The sequence below is a fragment of the Bacillus cereus group sp. BfR-BA-01311 genome, from assembly GCF_022664295.1.
In the GTDB taxonomy this organism is placed as follows: domain Bacteria; phylum Bacillota; class Bacilli; order Bacillales; family Bacillaceae_G; genus Bacillus_A; species Bacillus_A cereus.
On the sequence record NZ_JAKUHC010000003.1, the window covers coordinates 170514 to 186936 of the forward strand.

Genomic DNA, 16423 nt, shown 5'->3' on the forward strand with positions numbered 1-16423 from the left:
ATCACATTACATATTGCAATAGAAATGGAATGATAATTATGCGAAAACTCGGCCTCATAACCGCATTATTTGCACTTCTATTTAGCTCTTTTACCGGATGTGATAATAGTCCTTTAGATAAAAAAGTGAAAGAAGAAGCAAAACGAACGGAGAAAGAAAAAGGTCCAAAGTTAACAAAGACGAGTACGGAATCCTTTCATCAATCTATATCACAAGGAGCGAAGAAAAGAGCTCTCGCTATGGATGAAATTATAAAAAGCACAGCAGTGAATTCAAATTTAGACCTCTACATAGCAGTTATACCGGAGCATCACGAAAGGTTTGGATTAAAACCTCTTCGTAAGAAGCTTCAAAAGCAGCTAAGTGATGAGCATCCTACTTTCGATGTTCGTGTCAGTACAGATAAAAAAATCTTTATGTTACTCGAAAAACTCGAAAGAAAAATTAAGGAAAAAGAAGTATCTAAAGATGAAATTAATAAACAATTAAAATTCATTGGTAAAAAAATGGAGTCTAACACTTAACGCTTTTTAAAAGAAAAGGAAGGATTGCAATGGCTAGTAAAGATAAAAACTTAACCCCTGTACAACAGGAGTATAAAAAATTCGAACAAGAACGCGAACCGAAACGACCTGTCTTAAAAAATTGTATAAAAGCCTTTTTCGTCGGTGGTTTTATTTGCTTCATCGGACAACTCATTTCTACTTTTTACATCACATATTTTGATTTCACTGAACGCTCAGCAGGCAATCCAACAGTCGCAACTCTCATTTTCATCTCCATGTTGCTAACTGGATTTGGTATATACGATCGTTTTGGACAGTTTGCCGGAGCAGGTACAGCTGTACCTGTTACTGGATTTGGTAACTCTGTTATTGCCGCGTGTATTGAGCATCGAACGGAAGGATTTGTCCTTGGCGTTGGCGGCAATATGTTTAAACTAGCTGGTTCTGTTATTTTATTTGGTGTATTTTCCGCTTTCGTCATCGCACTTATTAAAACGATTCTCGTTCAATGGGGAGGGCTATAAATGTTACAAGGACACCGAACGTGGGTATTTGAAAACAAACCAGTTATTATTTCGACGGGAGTCGTTGGCGGACCGTTTGAAGCAAAAGGGAAAATCCCAGAAGATTTCGATACCCTCCATGAAGATTTATGGCTCGGACAAGATTCCTATGAAAAAGCACATAAAATTTTATTTGAAGAAGCTTGTAGCCGCGCCACCGAAAAAGCAAAACTTCGTAAAGATGATATTCAATTTGTACTGGCAGGCGATTTAATTAATCAAATTACCCCTACAAGCTTTGCTTGCCGTACACTAGGCACTCCTTATCTCGGACTATTTGGCGCTTGTTCTACTTCTATGGAAGGTTTAGCACTTGGAGCAAGTATCGTAAATGCAAAAGGCGCAAAATATTTATTAACCGGGGCATCAAGCCATAACACCGCTGTAGAAAAACAATTCCGCTATCCTACCGAATATGGCGGGCAAAAACCACCTACCGCGCAGTGGACAGTAACCGGAGCAGGAGCCGCTATTTTAAGCGATACTGGACACGGTCCTAGGGTAACATCTGCCACAATCGGACGAGTGGTTGATATGGGATTAACAGATCCGTTTAATATGGGAGGTGCAATGGCTCCAGCTGCCGTTGATACAATTGAAGCCCACTTACGCGAACGCCAAATTGATGCCTCTTACTACGATTTAATCGTAACGGGTGACCTCGGACATGTCGGTCGCGAAATTGCTTATGACTTACTACATAAACACGGAACGAAAGTAACGAGCGAACAGTTTCAAGATTGCGGGTTACTCATTTATAGAGAAGGGCAACCTGTTATCGCTGGTGCTAGCGGACCAGGATGTTCTGCAACGGTCGTATACGGTCATTTATTAAACCGAATGAAAAGAGGAGAGTTCAAAAAAATACTTGTCGTTGCGACAGGCGCTTTACTATCTCCACTTACATTCCAACAAGAAGAAACGATTCCGTGTATCGCTCATGCCGTTTCGATTGAATTTGGAGGTGCAACGCAATGATTTTTTTCTGGGCTTTCGTCATTGGCGGACTCATATGTGTAATCGGCCAACTTATGTTTGATGTCGGCAAACTAACACCCGCCCATACAATGGCAACACTCGTCGTTGCCGGAGCTATATTAGATGGATTCAATTTGTATGAACCATTAATTGATTTCGCTGGAGCTGGGGCAACCGTACCTATTACAAGCTTCGGTAATGCCCTCGTTCATGGCGCAATGGAAGAAGCTGCAAAACATGGCATCGTTGGCGTTATTACCGGCATGTTTAAAGTAACGAGCGCCGGTGTATCAGCAGCTATTATTTTCGGCTTCATTGGAGCATTGTTATTCAAACCGAAAGGATAAGAGGTGTTTATATGACTGTTATTGCTAGCGTAAAAACTTGCCTCGCTAGTGTAAGGGGAGCTCAAGCAAGCTTAAGTTCCCTTTCGCTAAACTCTACAGACGATGAAGCAAAACGCGTATTTCATGAATGTATGTTAGAAATGGACAGCATCATCGCTGATTTACAGGATAGGGTTTCATTATTAGAACGTGAAGAACCTCAATATAAAGGGTTTTAAGTAGACTGGAGGAAATGACTATGTCTCACCTGCCGGAATGGACACTTGTTATCCTTCGCTCTGTATTCATATTAATCATTTTATTCACTATTACAAAGTGCTTAGGAAAAAGGCAAATCTCTCAGCTTTCCTTTTTTGAATACATAGCAGGAATGACAATTGGCGATATCGCCGCTCAAATAGCTACAGGGCTTGATCAAAAGTTTTTCCACGGTGTCTTTGCCATACTTATTTTCGCCTCAGTACCCTTCTTTGTCGGAATTCTCTCCCTAAAAAACAAAACGGCTAGAGATTTTTTTGAAGGGAAGTCTACAGTGTTAATAAAAGATGGCAAAGTACTTGAGGATAATTTAAAGAAAGAGAAATATACAAGTGATGAGTTACTTGAACTTCTTAGAGGAAATGGTGCATTCAGTATAGCTGAAGTCGAATTTGCTGTCTTAGAACCGAGTGGAGAATTAAATGTATTATTAAAGAAAGATTCTCAGCCACTTACAGCAAAAGATCTCGGTTTAAAAGTGCCAAATGAAAAAGAACCACAAACTGTTATTATGGATGGAAATGTACTAGATGAACCTCTTTCAGCAAGCGGACATAACCGCGCTTGGCTACATTCAGAATTAGAAAAAATCGGTGTTGTTATTGAAAATGTCTTCCTCGGTCAAGTGGATTCATACGGACAACTTACTATCGACATTTACAATGACAAACTCCAAATGCCTTCTCCTCAAAACAAACCTTTATTATTAGCATCTTTAAAAAAATGTCATGCTGATCTTGAACTATTTTCCCTAGAAACAAAGTCGAAGTCAGCAAGCGAAATGTATAGTAAAAACGCGAAACAAATCGAAAAGATTTTAAATAAAGTAACCTATCTTTTAAAAGACTAATTATCGAAAGAACGCTTCAGTTAAAAGGCGTTCTTTTCTTTTTTCTCCAGTTTTCGTAACGTTTAAATTTATGTAATTCGGTTATGATGTTGAAGATACATAAGCAGGGAATTTCGAAAACATAGCGAATATTTCATGGTACAACTACATATTTTTTTGATTTAAAGTGGTTTCGTTTGACCTTTATTGACCATAATTGTATTATAAGACTAAGAAAGCTTTATAAGGAGGAAATAACAGATGAATTTAATTCCTACAGTAATTGAACAAACAAATCGTGGAGAACGCGCTTACGATATTTACTCTCGACTATTAAAAGACCGCATCATTATGCTTGGTAGTGCAATTGATGACAACGTAGCTAACTCAATCGTTTCCCAGCTTTTATTCTTGGAATCTCAAGATCCAGAAAAAGATATTCACATCTACATCAACAGCCCTGGTGGTTCTATCACAGCGGGTATGGCAATCTATGATACAATGCAGTTTATTAAACCACAAGTATCAACAATCTGTATCGGCATGGCTGCATCTATGGGTGCATTCTTACTTGCAGCAGGTGAAAAAGGAAAACGTTATGCACTTCCAAACAGTGAAGTAATGATTCACCAACCACTTGGTGGAGCACAAGGTCAAGCGACTGAAATCGAAATCGCTGCAAAACGTATCCTATTCTTACGTGAAAAACTAAACCAAATTCTTGCTGACCGCACTGGTCAACCACTTGAAGTACTACAACGCGACACAGACCGCGACAACTTCATGACAGCAGAAAAAGCTTTAGAATACGGTTTAATCGATAAGATCTTTACAAATCGTTAATAACTAAAAGCGGAAGCGGCTCGTTCAGAATCACAGGGCGATGGAGCGCCTGATTCCGAGGCGCTTTTTGCCTCGAATGAAGGGGCGAAGCGACCGGAGATTCTAGCCGCTGGAGCTGGATATAACTAAAAATGGAAGCGCCCTATAATTGGGCGCTTCTTTTATATATTGTTCCCCGCTCACATACCCCATCCAGTATCCCTCTAAATATATCAACGATTTTTCAATTATATCGAACAAAACTTAAATTATATCAACGATTTTTTTAATATATCAACGGTTCGACACAACATATCGATTTACCGACAATCTCCGACAAGGACAAACCAGCTACATACCCCCTATCCCGAAAACTCCCTTTAAGTAAACCGCAAAAACAAAAAGCTATCGCATATACGCGATAGCTTCTTATTGTACATATGCAGCTAATGCTTCTAAAGCCTCTTCTGCATCTGAACCTTCTGTTGTAATTGTTATCATGCTTCCAGTTCCAATTGCTAAGCTCATAATCCCCATTATGCTCTTTGCATTTACTGTCTTTCCATCTTTCTCGATGAAGATATCTGCATGAAAGCGATTTGCCTCTTGTACAAACAACGCAGCCGGACGTGCTTGTAAACCGTTTTTTAATGAAACCTGAACTCGTTTTTGAACCACAGCTCCATTTCCCCTTTAACCTCTTATTTTTTTACTAACGTTTCCCCCGCGCGTAATTTCTCTGCGATTTCATCGATTTTACGCAAACGATGATTAATACCCGACTTACTAATCTTCCCCCCGGATACCATCTCACCTAACTCTTTCAATGTTACATCTTGATAATCTCTTCGTAATTGTGCAATCTCTTGTAATTTATCCGGCAAAATATCAAGACCAACTGTCTCATCAATATAACGAATATTTTCAATCTGTCTTAGTGCTGCACCAATTGTTTTATTTAAATTAGCTGTTTCGCAGTTCACTAAACGATTTACAGAATTACGCATATCACGTACGATTCGAATATCTTCAAATCTTAAAAGTGCATTATGAGCACCTATAATATTTAAAAACTCTGTAATTTTTTCTGCTTCTTTCAAATACGTAATGTACCCTTTTCTTCTTTCCAACGTCTTACTATTTAAATCAAATCCGTTCATCAGTTCACATATAGCATCATTATGTTCCTTATATAACGAAAAGATTTCTAAATGATAAGATGATGTTTCTGGGTTATTTACTGAACCACCTGCTAAAAATGCGCCACGTAAGTACGATCGTTTACAACATTTCTTCTCAATCAATTCTTGTGATATATTTCGAATAAATGAAAAGTCATCTCGAACGATATGAAGATCAGCTAATATTTCGCGAGACTTCTCAACAAGCCGCACAATATATACATTATTTTTCTTCAAGCGCATTTTTTTACGGACAAGCAATTCTACCGTCACGTCATATCCTTTTTTCAAAAGCGTATAAATCCTTCTTGCAATTGCCGCATTTTCCGTTTGAATATCGATAGATAGACGACGGTTTGAAAAAGAAAGCGACCCGTTCATTCGAAGTAACGCTGATAATTCTGCTTTCTCACAGCATTCCTTCATCTCAAGATTCGTCAACTCTTTCTTTGTTTCTGATGCAAATGACACAGTCAACACCTCCTTATACGATTATTATGGAACAAAATTCTTGTCCTATATGAATGAGGAGCGCTACCTCAAACGAGGCAACGCATATTTATAACAATGAATATAAAATGGACGCTAACTTTAACGTATCATGCCTTACAACATGATCATCATACTTCGCTAATCCCTCTTGAATAACATCAATATTATTTTCAACAAAACGTTCTTCATCCACTACAACTGGTGTAGACATTTCTTCCTCATATGACTTGCGTAATTCACAAGGAATCTCACGGTTATTTACAATTGCAGTATTGATAAATGGTTGCCCTAAATGATCGTGTAACGCCTGCACATGATCAAAAGCAGTATATCCCATCGTTTCACCCGCTTGTGTCATAACGTTACATACATATACCTTCTTCGCCTTTGCAGCAAGAACAGCGTCTCCAATTTTGTTAACAACTAAATTAGGCAATATACTCGTATACAAACTTCCAGGACCGAAAACAAGTAAATCAGCTCGTTTAATCTCAGCCAACGTTTCATGCAATGGCTCTACATCTTCTGGAGTTAAAAAGACACGATTAATCTTCTTTCCGTAATAAGGAATCTTTGATTCACCTGTTACAATTTCCCCATCTTCAAGTTCCGCATGAAGTACCGCACTTTGATTCGCTGCTGGTAATACACGTCCTCTGACATTTAATACTTTACTTGTTTCTGTAATTGCATGGAAAAAGTCTCCTGTAATCGAGGTCATACCTGCCAACAATAGATTTCCTAACGCATGACCTTTCAGTCCGTCTCCTGTTGTGAAACGGTGCTGAAATAAAGCTTCCACCAGTGGCTCTACATCCGATAACGCAACAAGTACGTTACGGATGTCACCTGGAGGTGGAATTTCTAGCTCATCACGTAATCTACCCGAACTGCCACCATCATCAGCAATTGTAACAACTGCTGTAATATCAACAGGATATTGCTTTAATCCCCTTAATAAAACAGAGAGTCCAGTTCCGCCTCCCATGATGACAATTTTAGGCTTTCTCTCTTTTTTCATCCCTTAATGGCCCTTTCTCTTCTCCACATCACGATGAGATACATGAACACTATACTCTGGTTTCAAATGTTTCCCAAGGTATTCTGTAAGCGTAACAGAACGATGCTGTCCACCTGTACATCCAATTGCAATTACAAGTTGACTTTTGCCTTCTCTTTTATAATGAGGCAGCATGAAAGTAATCAGATCCGTCAACTTCTCTAAAAACTTATGTGTCTCATTAAATTTCAGTACATACGAAGAAACTTCTTCATCTAGTCCTGTTAATGGCTTCATGTGTGGAATGTAATATGGATTTGGTAAAAAACGAACATCAAATACTAAATCTGCATCAATTGGAATACCGTACTTAAATCCAAATGACATAACATTTACACGAAATGCTTGCTCAGTTTCTGTTGAGAACAAGTGAACAATTTTTTCACGTAATTCTTTCGGTTTTAAATCCGATGTATCAAGCACAATATTCGCTCGTGCCTTCATATCTGTTAATAAATTACGCTCTGCTTCGATTCCCTTTAACGGCAAACCAGTTGGTGCAAGTGGATGCGAACGTCTCGTTTCTTTATAACGAGTTACAAGCGTACTATCTTTCGCATCTAAAAATAAAATATGAGGAATAATCCATGTACGTTCTGATAAATCATCAAGTGCTCCCCATAAATGTTCGAAAAACTCGCGGCCACGTAAATCAATACCAAGTGCCACTTTATTCATTTTCCCTTTTGAATCCGCCATAAGCTCAATAAACTTTGGCAATAACATCGGTGGTAAATTATCCACACAAAAATATCCTAAATCTTCAAAACTTTGTAAAGCTACTGTTTTTCCAGCTCCAGACATCCCTGTAATAATTACCATTTTTATATCATTATTCTCTGTCATTGTATCCTCTCCTTGACGGTTTAACTCGGATCTAATCGATATGAAAGCAACTCAAAATCTGGGGTATATACAAATGTACCGTAGATTATGCCATTTCCTTTAATTAAATAATCAATAATGTGATAATCTCCTGGCGCCATTGCTAAATCATCAATTTTATCAAATGTATGCCAACCAATGATGCCTTCTTCGCTCTCTAGTTTGTTTTCTCCTGCAAAATCTGTCGCTAAAAAGGAGAACATCATCCATTCAGAAACAACTTTATCACCTTCTTGGATGACAAAGGTGAAGACCCCCTTTAACGCTGGGTTTTTCAAATAAATACCTGTTTCTTCACGATACTCGCGAACAACGGAATCTCTTACAGTCTCACCACGCTCCATTTTCCCGCCTGGTGCAACCCACCAATTTCGGCGAGGTTTTTGGAGTAAGAGTACTTCATTATCTCTAATTAACACACAGTTTGTCACTCTTTGCATGTTTCTTCACCTCAGCTACTTGCAGTAAAATTCCTCACTGCATACTTCTTTCATTATACTATCAAAAACAGTTTGCTACAACGAAGGAGCCAGTCCTCTTTCGCTAAGCATATGCTACTCAGCAATTTTAAAAAAGCTTTCTATAACAAGCAATGTAAATGCTTATACTTTGAATGAATAGCATGAAAAATCCCCTTAACGATTTTTATCGCCAAGGGGATTAAAGCCCTTATTTCTTACCGAAATAAGTAACAATCGCAAATCCTAAAATAAAGGTAATGATTGAACTTATAATTGAAAATCCACCAGTCGGAATCCCAGGGAATACAATTACAATCGAACCGATTACAAGTCCAATAATTGCCGCAAATGTCATACTTTTATAACGATCTAATAAAAAACTAATGCCTTTACTACTTACAACAAATCCAACCATAACACCAGCACCGATAACCACGATTAAAGGTAAGTTAAGTGTAGTTAAAGCGTTAATTGCTGTTGGATACACACCAATAATTAATAAAATAAACGATCCACTAATTCCAGGAAGCAGCATGGCCATACTAGCCATCCATCCTGCGAAAAATAAACCAATTGCATTTAAAATTGTTAACGTCGTAATTGGATCTGCTGCCTTATCTGGTTTAAAGAAAGCTGTAATCGCAACAAGAATTGCTGCAACTATTAATAAAACGATGTGCTTACCTTTAAACGACGACTTTGCATCAGCTTCCCTCATTAACATCGGTAATATACTAATAATTAAACCGAGGAAGAAAAATTGAGTCGGTTCATAATGATTTGCAAGTAAATATTTAATAACGTGACTTAACGTTAAAAATGCCGCTGCCACACCAGCTGCAAGTGGAATTAAAAATCCTAAATGTTTTTTCCATTCACGACTAAAGAATCCACTAATTGCCGCAAGCAATTGTTCATAAATCCCTAACACAACAGCGATTGTACCGCCGCTCACACCAGGAATTAAATCACTAACGCCCATACAAAATCCACGATATATATTACGCCATTCCATACTGAATAAATTCCTCATTTCTTATAGTGATTTTTTCCGTAAAGTCCAGTATATCAATAAGAAAGCTTATAATCCTTATATTTTTTGACAAAACTTTGACATTTTCACACAAAAAAAGAAGAAAGCTCCTGTCGGTAGCTTTCTTCTCACAAGGTATATTATCCCTTATTTTTCTGATACAGTTTTTAATTCCTCTAATAATTCTTCTACGTAATGTTGTGCACTTTGCGCTGCAATACTACCGTCACCTGTTGCAGTTACAATTTGACGAAGCATTTTTTCACGAACATCACCAGCTGCGAAAATACCAGGAATTTTCGTTTCCATACGCTCGTTCGTTTCAAGGTAACCATTTTCATTTGTAATACCTAGTTCAACAAATGGTTTTGATAAAGGTAACATACCGATGTATACGAATACGCCGTCAGTTTTGACTTCTTTCTCTTCTCCACTATTTACGTCCACAAGTGTTACACTTCCTACTTTACCACTTGCTTCGTTGATTTCTTTTATCGTGTGGTTCCAAATGAAATCTACTTTTTCGTTTTGGAAAGCACGGTCTTGTAAAATTTTCTGTGCACGAAGCGTGTCACGACGGTGAACGATCGTTACTTTTGATGCGAAGCGCGTTAAGAACACACCCTCTTCAACAGCAGAATCTCCGCCGCCAATTACGATAAGTTCTTTTCCTTTAAAGAATGCTCCGTCACATACTGCACAATATGATACACCGCGGCCGCCAAGTTCTGTTTCACCCGGTACACCAATTTTTTTATACTCTGCACCGCTTGCAACGATAATTGCACGTGCTTTATATTCTTTTTTACCAGCAATAATTGTTTTGTATTCCTTACCATCGATGACTTCTTTCACATCACCGTATGCATATTCAGCACCAAATTTCTTCGCATGCTCGAACATTTTATTTGATAAATCTGGTCCTAAAATAGACTCATAACCTGGGTAGTTTTCTACATCTTCCGTGTTTGCCATTTGGCCACCTGGAATACCACGCTCAAGCATTAATGTGCTTAAATTTGCACGAGATGTATATACTGCAGCTGTCATACCAGCTGGTCCTGCACCAATAATAACGACATCATAAATTTTTTCTTCTGACACACTATTCACTCCTATCCATTCCTACACAATTAAGTTACCCTCATTATACTGTTAGCATCATTTTTTTCCCAATGATTTGCTTATCTTATGTGTGCGTACGCTTAACAGCTTGCACATACTTTCGGACAGTCGCTACAGATACATTATATACATCTCCAAGCTCCGACTGTGTCATTTTATTTCCTTGTTCGCCGCGTACAATGTATTCAATCGCAGCTGACCAGCCGTACACATTTGTAAATATGTCTCCAGATGTATATAAACGTATGAACGTACAAAACCAAAAGTGTAAACACTCTTCAATTAATTCATCATCTTTTTTCGTATAATTGTATAATGCATCCGCGATTCTCGCGCACTGCTCAAATTGCTGTAAATCAACTGGAATACTCTTATGACTATTAAGTAAAAAGAAGTACTTTGCAAGTTGTGATACGATGGGAACACCGTTCTTCGCTTGCGTTATATCAAAGAAGAATCCCACCTTCTCCGGCGTTGACAATTCATTCATTAAATATAAAGCTAGCATTTGTTCTTCTAGCGTCGCACTTTGCTGAAATGATTTTCGTAATTCTTCAAATAACACGTTTTGTCCTTCATCTGCTAAATTCAGCGCATTCCACGGTTCTTTTCCCTTTTTATCAGGATGCAATTCCACGACATATTGCCACATTTTTTCAGCTAGTTGCTGATCTTTCACCATATAAGCAGAATATGCAAACCAATAATAAAAACTAACGTCTCCCTCATATCCTTGACGCTTTAATAGTTTGAACCATTTATATGCATGCTCGAAATAACCAATTGTTGCAAGTGTAGTTCCCAGTTTCAAACGATGTTCAAATGAAATTGGATATACTGAAACTAGCTGTCCCGCTAATGCTTCTACTTGTTTATGCTCTCCAATTGAATATAGAAAAATAAGTGTATTACAAAGCGCATGTATATTACCAGGATTTTTCTCTAAAATCATTTCTGTTAACTTCAGCGCTTTGTCTACATTACCCGATTGAAAATGTGCAATGGCTAAATTATTATGACCTGACCAAAATTCCGGATAATCTTTCGTAACAATTTCTAATGTAGCAATTGCTTCTTCTAACTGTCCATTACGAATATAACGATTCGCTTCTTCCTGCATAACAATTAAATCATCTTCATCTTCAATCTCTTCCGCACCCATTGCTTCTTCTTCCATAATCTCTAGAAGTTCTAATGTATCTTCTACGAATTCCTTCTCTTTTGCAACTTCTAAATAGCGATCCGCATATTTCTTCGCCTGTTGAAATAACCCCATATATGCATAATTATTTGCAATAAAATAATAGCACTGTTCAAGTTCAGGATTAGATCTAACTAACTTTAAGAAGGTTTGATTCGACTCTTGATATTCACCAGCCTCAGATAATACTGTTGCTAATTGACATAAAATAAACGGCTCCTTCTCACTTTGTGCCGCTCTTCGAAAATATTTAATTGCATCTTGCAATTTTTGTCCTTTGTAAGCTCTCATCCCTTTTTTATAAAAGAAGTCCGCTAATTGATTAAAAGAGATAACTTGTCCGTTCTCCTTATATATCCTTTGATTTTTCCCCATATATCCTCCAGTTTTTTGTTTTCTTCGTTCACACATTCTTCTATCTATAAGTATAAACGATTCCGTAAAAAACAAAACAGTATATTATACTCAATTATTTCCTTTTTATTCATAAAAAAAGAGGAGAAATGTTACATTTTCACCATGAACCTTCTCTGGCGGTCATTTGCTCTTTCGTATAAATAATACGCATTGGATTTCCACCTACGAAAGCACCGCTCGGTACATCTCTATGAACAAGTGTGCCAGCTGAGACAGTCGCACCGTCTCCAATTTTCACACCTGGTAATATTGTTACATTCGCTCCAATCATCACTTCATTTCCAATGACAATTTCCCCAAGTCGATATTCACGAATTAAATATTCATGTGCTAAAAGCGTTGTGTTATAGCCAATAATCGAATTCTCTCCCACAGTTATCTTTTCTGGGAACATAATATCCGGCATTACCATAAGCGCAAATGATGTTTTCTTTCCTACTTTCATCCGTAAAAAAGTGCGGTACAACCAATTCTTCACAGATAAAAATGGCGTGTAACGTGCAATTTGGATAATAATAAAGTTTTTCATTACCTTCCAAAAAGACACTGTTTTATACACATTCCATAATGAATTTTCTCCTGAAACAGGATAGCGCGTTGTCCGTCGCACTTAGCTCGCTCCTCTACTAACTTACTTGGACCTTTATGAACGGTTCATATTAGACAAAATCGGTAGCAAATCACTCATTTTATCTAGCATAAAGTCCGGCTTGTAAGCTTCTAAATACGCTCTACCTTTCAACGTCCATGAAACCGCAGCTGTTTTCGTCCCCGCATTTTGACCACCGACAATATCATGATGATTATCCCCAACCATCAATGCTTCTTCTGGTTTTGCATCTAATAATTCAAGCGCTTTTTGAAGTGGCTCTGGATGTGGTTTCACATGCTCTACATCATCAATTGTCACGACAACATCAAAAAATTCATCAAGCTTTGACAACTGTAATCCCATCTCAACGGTTTGTCTCGCTTTCGTTGTAACAATACCAACTTTATAACCTTGCTTCTTCAACTCTCGAACTGTTTCATATACAGTTTCATATTCTTCTACTAATTCATCATGATGATCATGGTTAAATTCGCGATAACTTGTAATCATCTCTTCAACCTTACTTTCATCAATCTTACTGAAAGTATCATGCAAAGATGGACCGATAAATGGCAATACATCTTCACGCTTATATTGATTTGGATAATATGTATTTAAAGTATGTAAAAAAGAAGAAATAATAAGTTCGTTTGTATTAATTAAAGTTCCATCTAAATCAAATAAAACTGTATTTATTCTCATCGCCTTAGTCCTTTCGCCTTCCTGAATATGAAAGAAGCAGCATCTTATAATAAGATGCTACTTGTCTCTAATTTTCTAAATATCTTTTATCAGCTTGCCCCATTTTTCGTCTCACAATAATGAAAATAATAGAAATAACAACAAGTCCAATTGACATTACTTGTGCAATACGAAGTGGTCCTAGCATTAAACTATCTGTACGTAAGCCTTCTACGAAGAAGCGTCCTACTGAATACCAAATTAAATATGTGAAGAATAACTCCCCGCGACGTAAATTCACTTTTCTTAATGCAAGTAGTAAAATTACGCCTGCAAAATTCCATAATGATTCATATAAAAACGTCGGATGATAGTACACACCCTCAATATACATTTGATTAATAATAAAATCCGGTAAATGAAGACCTTCTAAAAACTGTCTCGTTACTTCATCACCATGCGCCTCTTGGTTCATAAAGTTTCCCCATCGGCCAATTGCTTGTCCTAGTAAAATACTTGGTGCAGCAATATCAGCCAACTTCCAGAAAGAAAGTCCGCGTCGTTTCGCAAAAAGAACACCTGTAATAACAGCCCCGATTAAACCACCATGAATCGCCAAACCACCTTGACGAATATTAATAATTTGACTCGGATTTTGTGCGTAATATTCCCATTCAAAAATAACATAGTACATTCTCGCAAAAAGAATAGCGATCGGTACTGCAATTAATACAAGGTCAACAAATGTATCTTTTGGAATACCTAGCCTTTCTCCCTCGCGAGTTGCCAGCCAAAGACCTAATAGCACACCTGTACCGATAATAATCCCGTACCAATACACAGGAAACGGCCCAAGTTGGATAGCTACACGGTCAAGCTGTGGTACAGAAGCTAACAGCATATGTATATGACCTCCCTCTCCAAAGTTTACTCCTGATTTCCTAACTCAATTGCACTCATTAATCGTTCAGAGAACTGCTGTGCTGCATTGACTCCCATACGTTTTAAACGGAAGTTCATCGCTGCTACTTCAATAATAACAGCCAAGTTTCGACCAGGACGAACTGGAAGTGTAATCTTCGTAAGCTCTGTATCAATAATTTTCATCTTCTCTTCATCAAGACCTAAGCGATCGTAATTTTTCTTTTGATCCCAAATTTCAAGATTAATAACAAGTGTAATACGCTTATAATTTCGTACTGCCCCTGCACCGAATAACGTCATAACGTTAATAATACCTAGACCACGAATTTCTAATAAATGCTCGATTAAATCTGGTGAGCTTCCGACTAACATGTCTTCATCTTCTTGACGAATTTCTACACTATCATCCGCAACAAGACGGTGACCACGCTTTACAAGCTCAAGAGCTGTCTCACTTTTACCAACACCACTTTGACCTGTAATTAAAACACCAACACCGTAAATATCTACTAACACACCATGAACAGCAGTTGTTGGTGCTAACTTACCTTCTAAATAGTTTGTTAAACGACTTGATAATCTAGTTGTCGTTTGAGAAGAACGTAATAAAGGCATACCTGATTCACGTGATGCTTGTAATAACTCATCTGGTACATCTTGATTACGAGTTACAATAATACATGGCGTCTCCTCAGTACAAAGCGCTTTCATTCTCTCTTGTTTTTGCTCTGACGTTAACGTGTCAAAGAACGTAAGCTCCGTCTTTCCAAGAAGCTGCACACGATCTGCTGGATAATATGTAAAAAATCCTGCCATTTCAATTCCAGGTCGTGATAAATCACTTGTATCAATCGGACGATGAATGCCTTCTTCACCACTGATTAACTCCAATTGAAATTGTTCAATTAAATCTTTTGTCCTTACTTTCGGCATATGTATAAACCTCCACTCCGCTGCGGGTTCAGTCTCGTTTGATGTAAAATTCCATTCTATCGGATATTGTACCATTTTTTTCTGGAAACAAGAAATACGGTTTCTAATAAATAGAAAAAAACATTTCATACGAATAATGAAATGTTTTTCTTTTTGTCACTTTCTCTTTTTTTCATATAGAGGTTCAACAATTGCCTTTTCAATTATCATATTAAAAATTGAAATACAAATTGCCGCAACAATCGCTACACCAAATCCTGATATATTAAAAGCATCTCCTAATAATGAATCTGCTATTTTTAACGTAATCGCATTAATAACAATTAAGAAGAAGCCGAAAGTTACAACAGTAATTGGTAGCGTAATTAAAATTAAAAACGGCTTTACGAACACATTTAAAACCGCCAATATAATACTAGCAATAATTGCAGTTTGTATATTTGCTACGTAAAATGCATCTGGTGCAATCCCTTTTAAAAGTCCCGATACAGCGATTAACACAACGCTATTTACAAGAAGTGATACAATCCATCTCATTTCGTTACACATCCTTTTAAACATATATATTTCATCATACGCTAATAGATAATAAACGCAAGTATGATACGAACACTTATATCAACTTATTCTATCTTTCATGCTTGTATACCTACTAACACTTCCTCGCAAAATAAGGACCACACCACCTACGTTCATGCGTTTTTACAAAGGTCCAAGTGAAATCTTTATCTACGATATAGATATCACCTTTATACGCATCGTCTGTCTCACACAATATATCATCCATATGTAACAAACTCGCATCCTTTATTAACAGTATCTCATCACAGTGTTGATAGAAGATGTAGCAATCCTTTTTCACTTCATTATGAAACGCGTTTTCCGCTTCTTTACCCTCTAAACACTTCTTTTTCTCATAACTAAATATGTGCCATAGATAACCACATGCATACTTATCTCCATAAAGAAAAATATCTTCTTTTTCTTTATCACTTAAATGATTTGCAAAGTGATCCTCCCAGCGCTTTCGAAAATATACACCCCAACTTTGAAACTCTCTTACCTTCATATGTTTCTTCCTTAACACCTCTAAAAACTCCATCTTCTCCCCCTATACAATAAAAACCGAGCGTCA

General features: G+C 37.4%; 21 protein-coding genes. 7 read left to right on the forward strand and 14 right to left on the reverse strand.

Annotation, left to right across the window (positions count from 1 at the left end):
• The first annotated feature begins 38 nt into the window (after nt 1-38).
• From MR136_RS08810 to clpP, 7 genes are all read left to right on the forward strand, one after another.
• Nucleotides 39-524 (forward strand): YhcN/YlaJ family sporulation lipoprotein, encoded by a 486-nt coding sequence (locus tag MR136_RS08810; protein ID WP_017673781.1) that lies wholly within the window; start codon nt 39-41, stop codon nt 522-524.
• 29 nt (nt 525-553) lie between these two features.
• Nucleotides 554-1030 (forward strand): stage V sporulation protein AC, encoded by a 477-nt coding sequence (gene spoVAC / locus MR136_RS08815; protein ID WP_000146953.1) that lies wholly within the window; start codon nt 554-556, stop codon nt 1028-1030.
• Nucleotides 1031-2047 (forward strand): stage V sporulation protein AD, encoded by a 1017-nt coding sequence (spoVAD, locus tag MR136_RS08820; protein WP_000938963.1) that lies wholly within the window; start codon nt 1031-1033, stop codon nt 2045-2047.
• On the forward strand, nt 2044-2394 hold the full coding sequence (spoVAE, locus tag MR136_RS08825) for a stage V sporulation protein AE (protein ID WP_000575919.1): 351 nt from the start codon (nt 2044-2046) through the stop codon (nt 2392-2394). The genes spoVAD and spoVAE overlap by 4 nt, the downstream gene beginning before the upstream one ends.
• Before the next feature lie 11 nt (nt 2395-2405).
• A complete protein-coding gene (locus MR136_RS08830; protein WP_000215913.1) occupies nt 2406-2612 on the forward strand; it encodes a DUF1657 domain-containing protein in 207 nt (68 codons plus the stop codon).
• Between the two features lie 20 nt (nt 2613-2632).
• Complete coding sequence (locus MR136_RS08835) at nt 2633-3502, forward strand: DUF421 domain-containing protein (RefSeq protein WP_000018930.1); 870 nt, start codon at nt 2633-2635, stop codon at nt 3500-3502.
• A gap of 240 nt (nt 3503-3742) precedes the next feature.
• A complete protein-coding gene (gene clpP / locus MR136_RS08840; protein WP_001049162.1) occupies nt 3743-4324 on the forward strand; it encodes an ATP-dependent Clp endopeptidase proteolytic subunit ClpP in 582 nt (193 codons plus the stop codon).
• 408 nt (nt 4325-4732) lie between these two features.
• Here the strand turns inward: clpP and MR136_RS08845 are convergent, their stop codons facing one another.
• From MR136_RS08845 to MR136_RS08910, 14 genes are all read right to left on the reverse strand, one after another.
• Nucleotides 4733-4981 carry an HPr family phosphocarrier protein gene (locus MR136_RS08845; RefSeq protein WP_000250307.1) on the reverse strand — a complete coding sequence of 83 codons (249 nt, stop codon included), beginning with the start codon at nt 4979-4981 and terminating at the stop codon, nt 4733-4735.
• A 23-nt stretch (nt 4982-5004) separates the two neighbouring features.
• The gene (whiA, locus tag MR136_RS08850) at nt 5005-5955 is read right to left on the reverse strand and encodes a DNA-binding protein WhiA (protein WP_000006558.1); all 951 of its coding nucleotides are present in this window, start codon (nt 5953-5955) and stop codon (nt 5005-5007) included.
• An 88-nt stretch (nt 5956-6043) separates the two neighbouring features.
• Nucleotides 6044-6997 carry a gluconeogenesis factor YvcK family protein gene (locus MR136_RS08855; RefSeq protein ID WP_000712188.1) on the reverse strand — a complete coding sequence of 318 codons (954 nt, stop codon included), beginning with the start codon at nt 6995-6997 and terminating at the stop codon, nt 6044-6046.
• A 3-nt stretch (nt 6998-7000) separates the two neighbouring features.
• A complete protein-coding gene (rapZ, locus tag MR136_RS08860; protein WP_000138459.1) occupies nt 7001-7882 on the reverse strand; it encodes an RNase adapter RapZ in 882 nt (293 codons plus the stop codon).
• Between the two features lie 20 nt (nt 7883-7902).
• Nucleotides 7903-8361, reverse strand: a complete 459-nt coding sequence (locus tag MR136_RS08865) for an NUDIX hydrolase (RefSeq protein WP_001190080.1) — start codon at nt 8359-8361, stop codon at nt 7903-7905.
• A 229-nt stretch (nt 8362-8590) separates the two neighbouring features.
• Nucleotides 8591-9397: a DUF368 domain-containing protein gene (locus tag MR136_RS08870; protein ID WP_000455196.1), complete on the reverse strand. Its 807-nt coding sequence runs from the start codon at nt 9395-9397 to the stop codon at nt 8591-8593.
• A gap of 165 nt (nt 9398-9562) precedes the next feature.
• The gene (gene trxB / locus MR136_RS08875) at nt 9563-10519 is read right to left on the reverse strand and encodes a thioredoxin-disulfide reductase (protein ID WP_001288078.1); all 957 of its coding nucleotides are present in this window, start codon (nt 10517-10519) and stop codon (nt 9563-9565) included.
• A gap of 85 nt (nt 10520-10604) precedes the next feature.
• Nucleotides 10605-12116: a tetratricopeptide repeat protein gene (locus MR136_RS08880; protein ID WP_242259330.1), complete on the reverse strand. Its 1512-nt coding sequence runs from the start codon at nt 12114-12116 to the stop codon at nt 10605-10607.
• Between the two features lie 139 nt (nt 12117-12255).
• Nucleotides 12256-12768: an acyltransferase gene (locus MR136_RS08885; protein ID WP_001255070.1), complete on the reverse strand. Its 513-nt coding sequence runs from the start codon at nt 12766-12768 to the stop codon at nt 12256-12258.
• A gap of 33 nt (nt 12769-12801) precedes the next feature.
• Complete coding sequence (gene ppaX, locus MR136_RS08890; protein ID WP_001222403.1) at nt 12802-13452, reverse strand: pyrophosphatase PpaX; 651 nt, start codon at nt 13450-13452, stop codon at nt 12802-12804.
• A 67-nt stretch (nt 13453-13519) separates the two neighbouring features.
• Complete coding sequence (lgt, locus tag MR136_RS08895) at nt 13520-14332, reverse strand: prolipoprotein diacylglyceryl transferase (RefSeq protein WP_000922849.1); 813 nt, start codon at nt 14330-14332, stop codon at nt 13520-13522.
• A 26-nt stretch (nt 14333-14358) separates the two neighbouring features.
• Complete coding sequence (gene hprK / locus MR136_RS08900; protein ID WP_001127250.1) at nt 14359-15288, reverse strand: HPr(Ser) kinase/phosphatase; 930 nt, start codon at nt 15286-15288, stop codon at nt 14359-14361.
• 156 nt (nt 15289-15444) lie between these two features.
• Entirely contained in the window at nt 15445-15825 is a 381-nt protein-coding gene (locus tag MR136_RS08905; protein ID WP_001267308.1) for a phage holin family protein, read from the reverse strand.
• A 115-nt stretch (nt 15826-15940) separates the two neighbouring features.
• Nucleotides 15941-16390: a DUF4275 family protein gene (locus MR136_RS08910; RefSeq protein ID WP_242259331.1), complete on the reverse strand. Its 450-nt coding sequence runs from the start codon at nt 16388-16390 to the stop codon at nt 15941-15943.
• Nucleotides 16391-16423 lie beyond the last annotated feature (33 nt).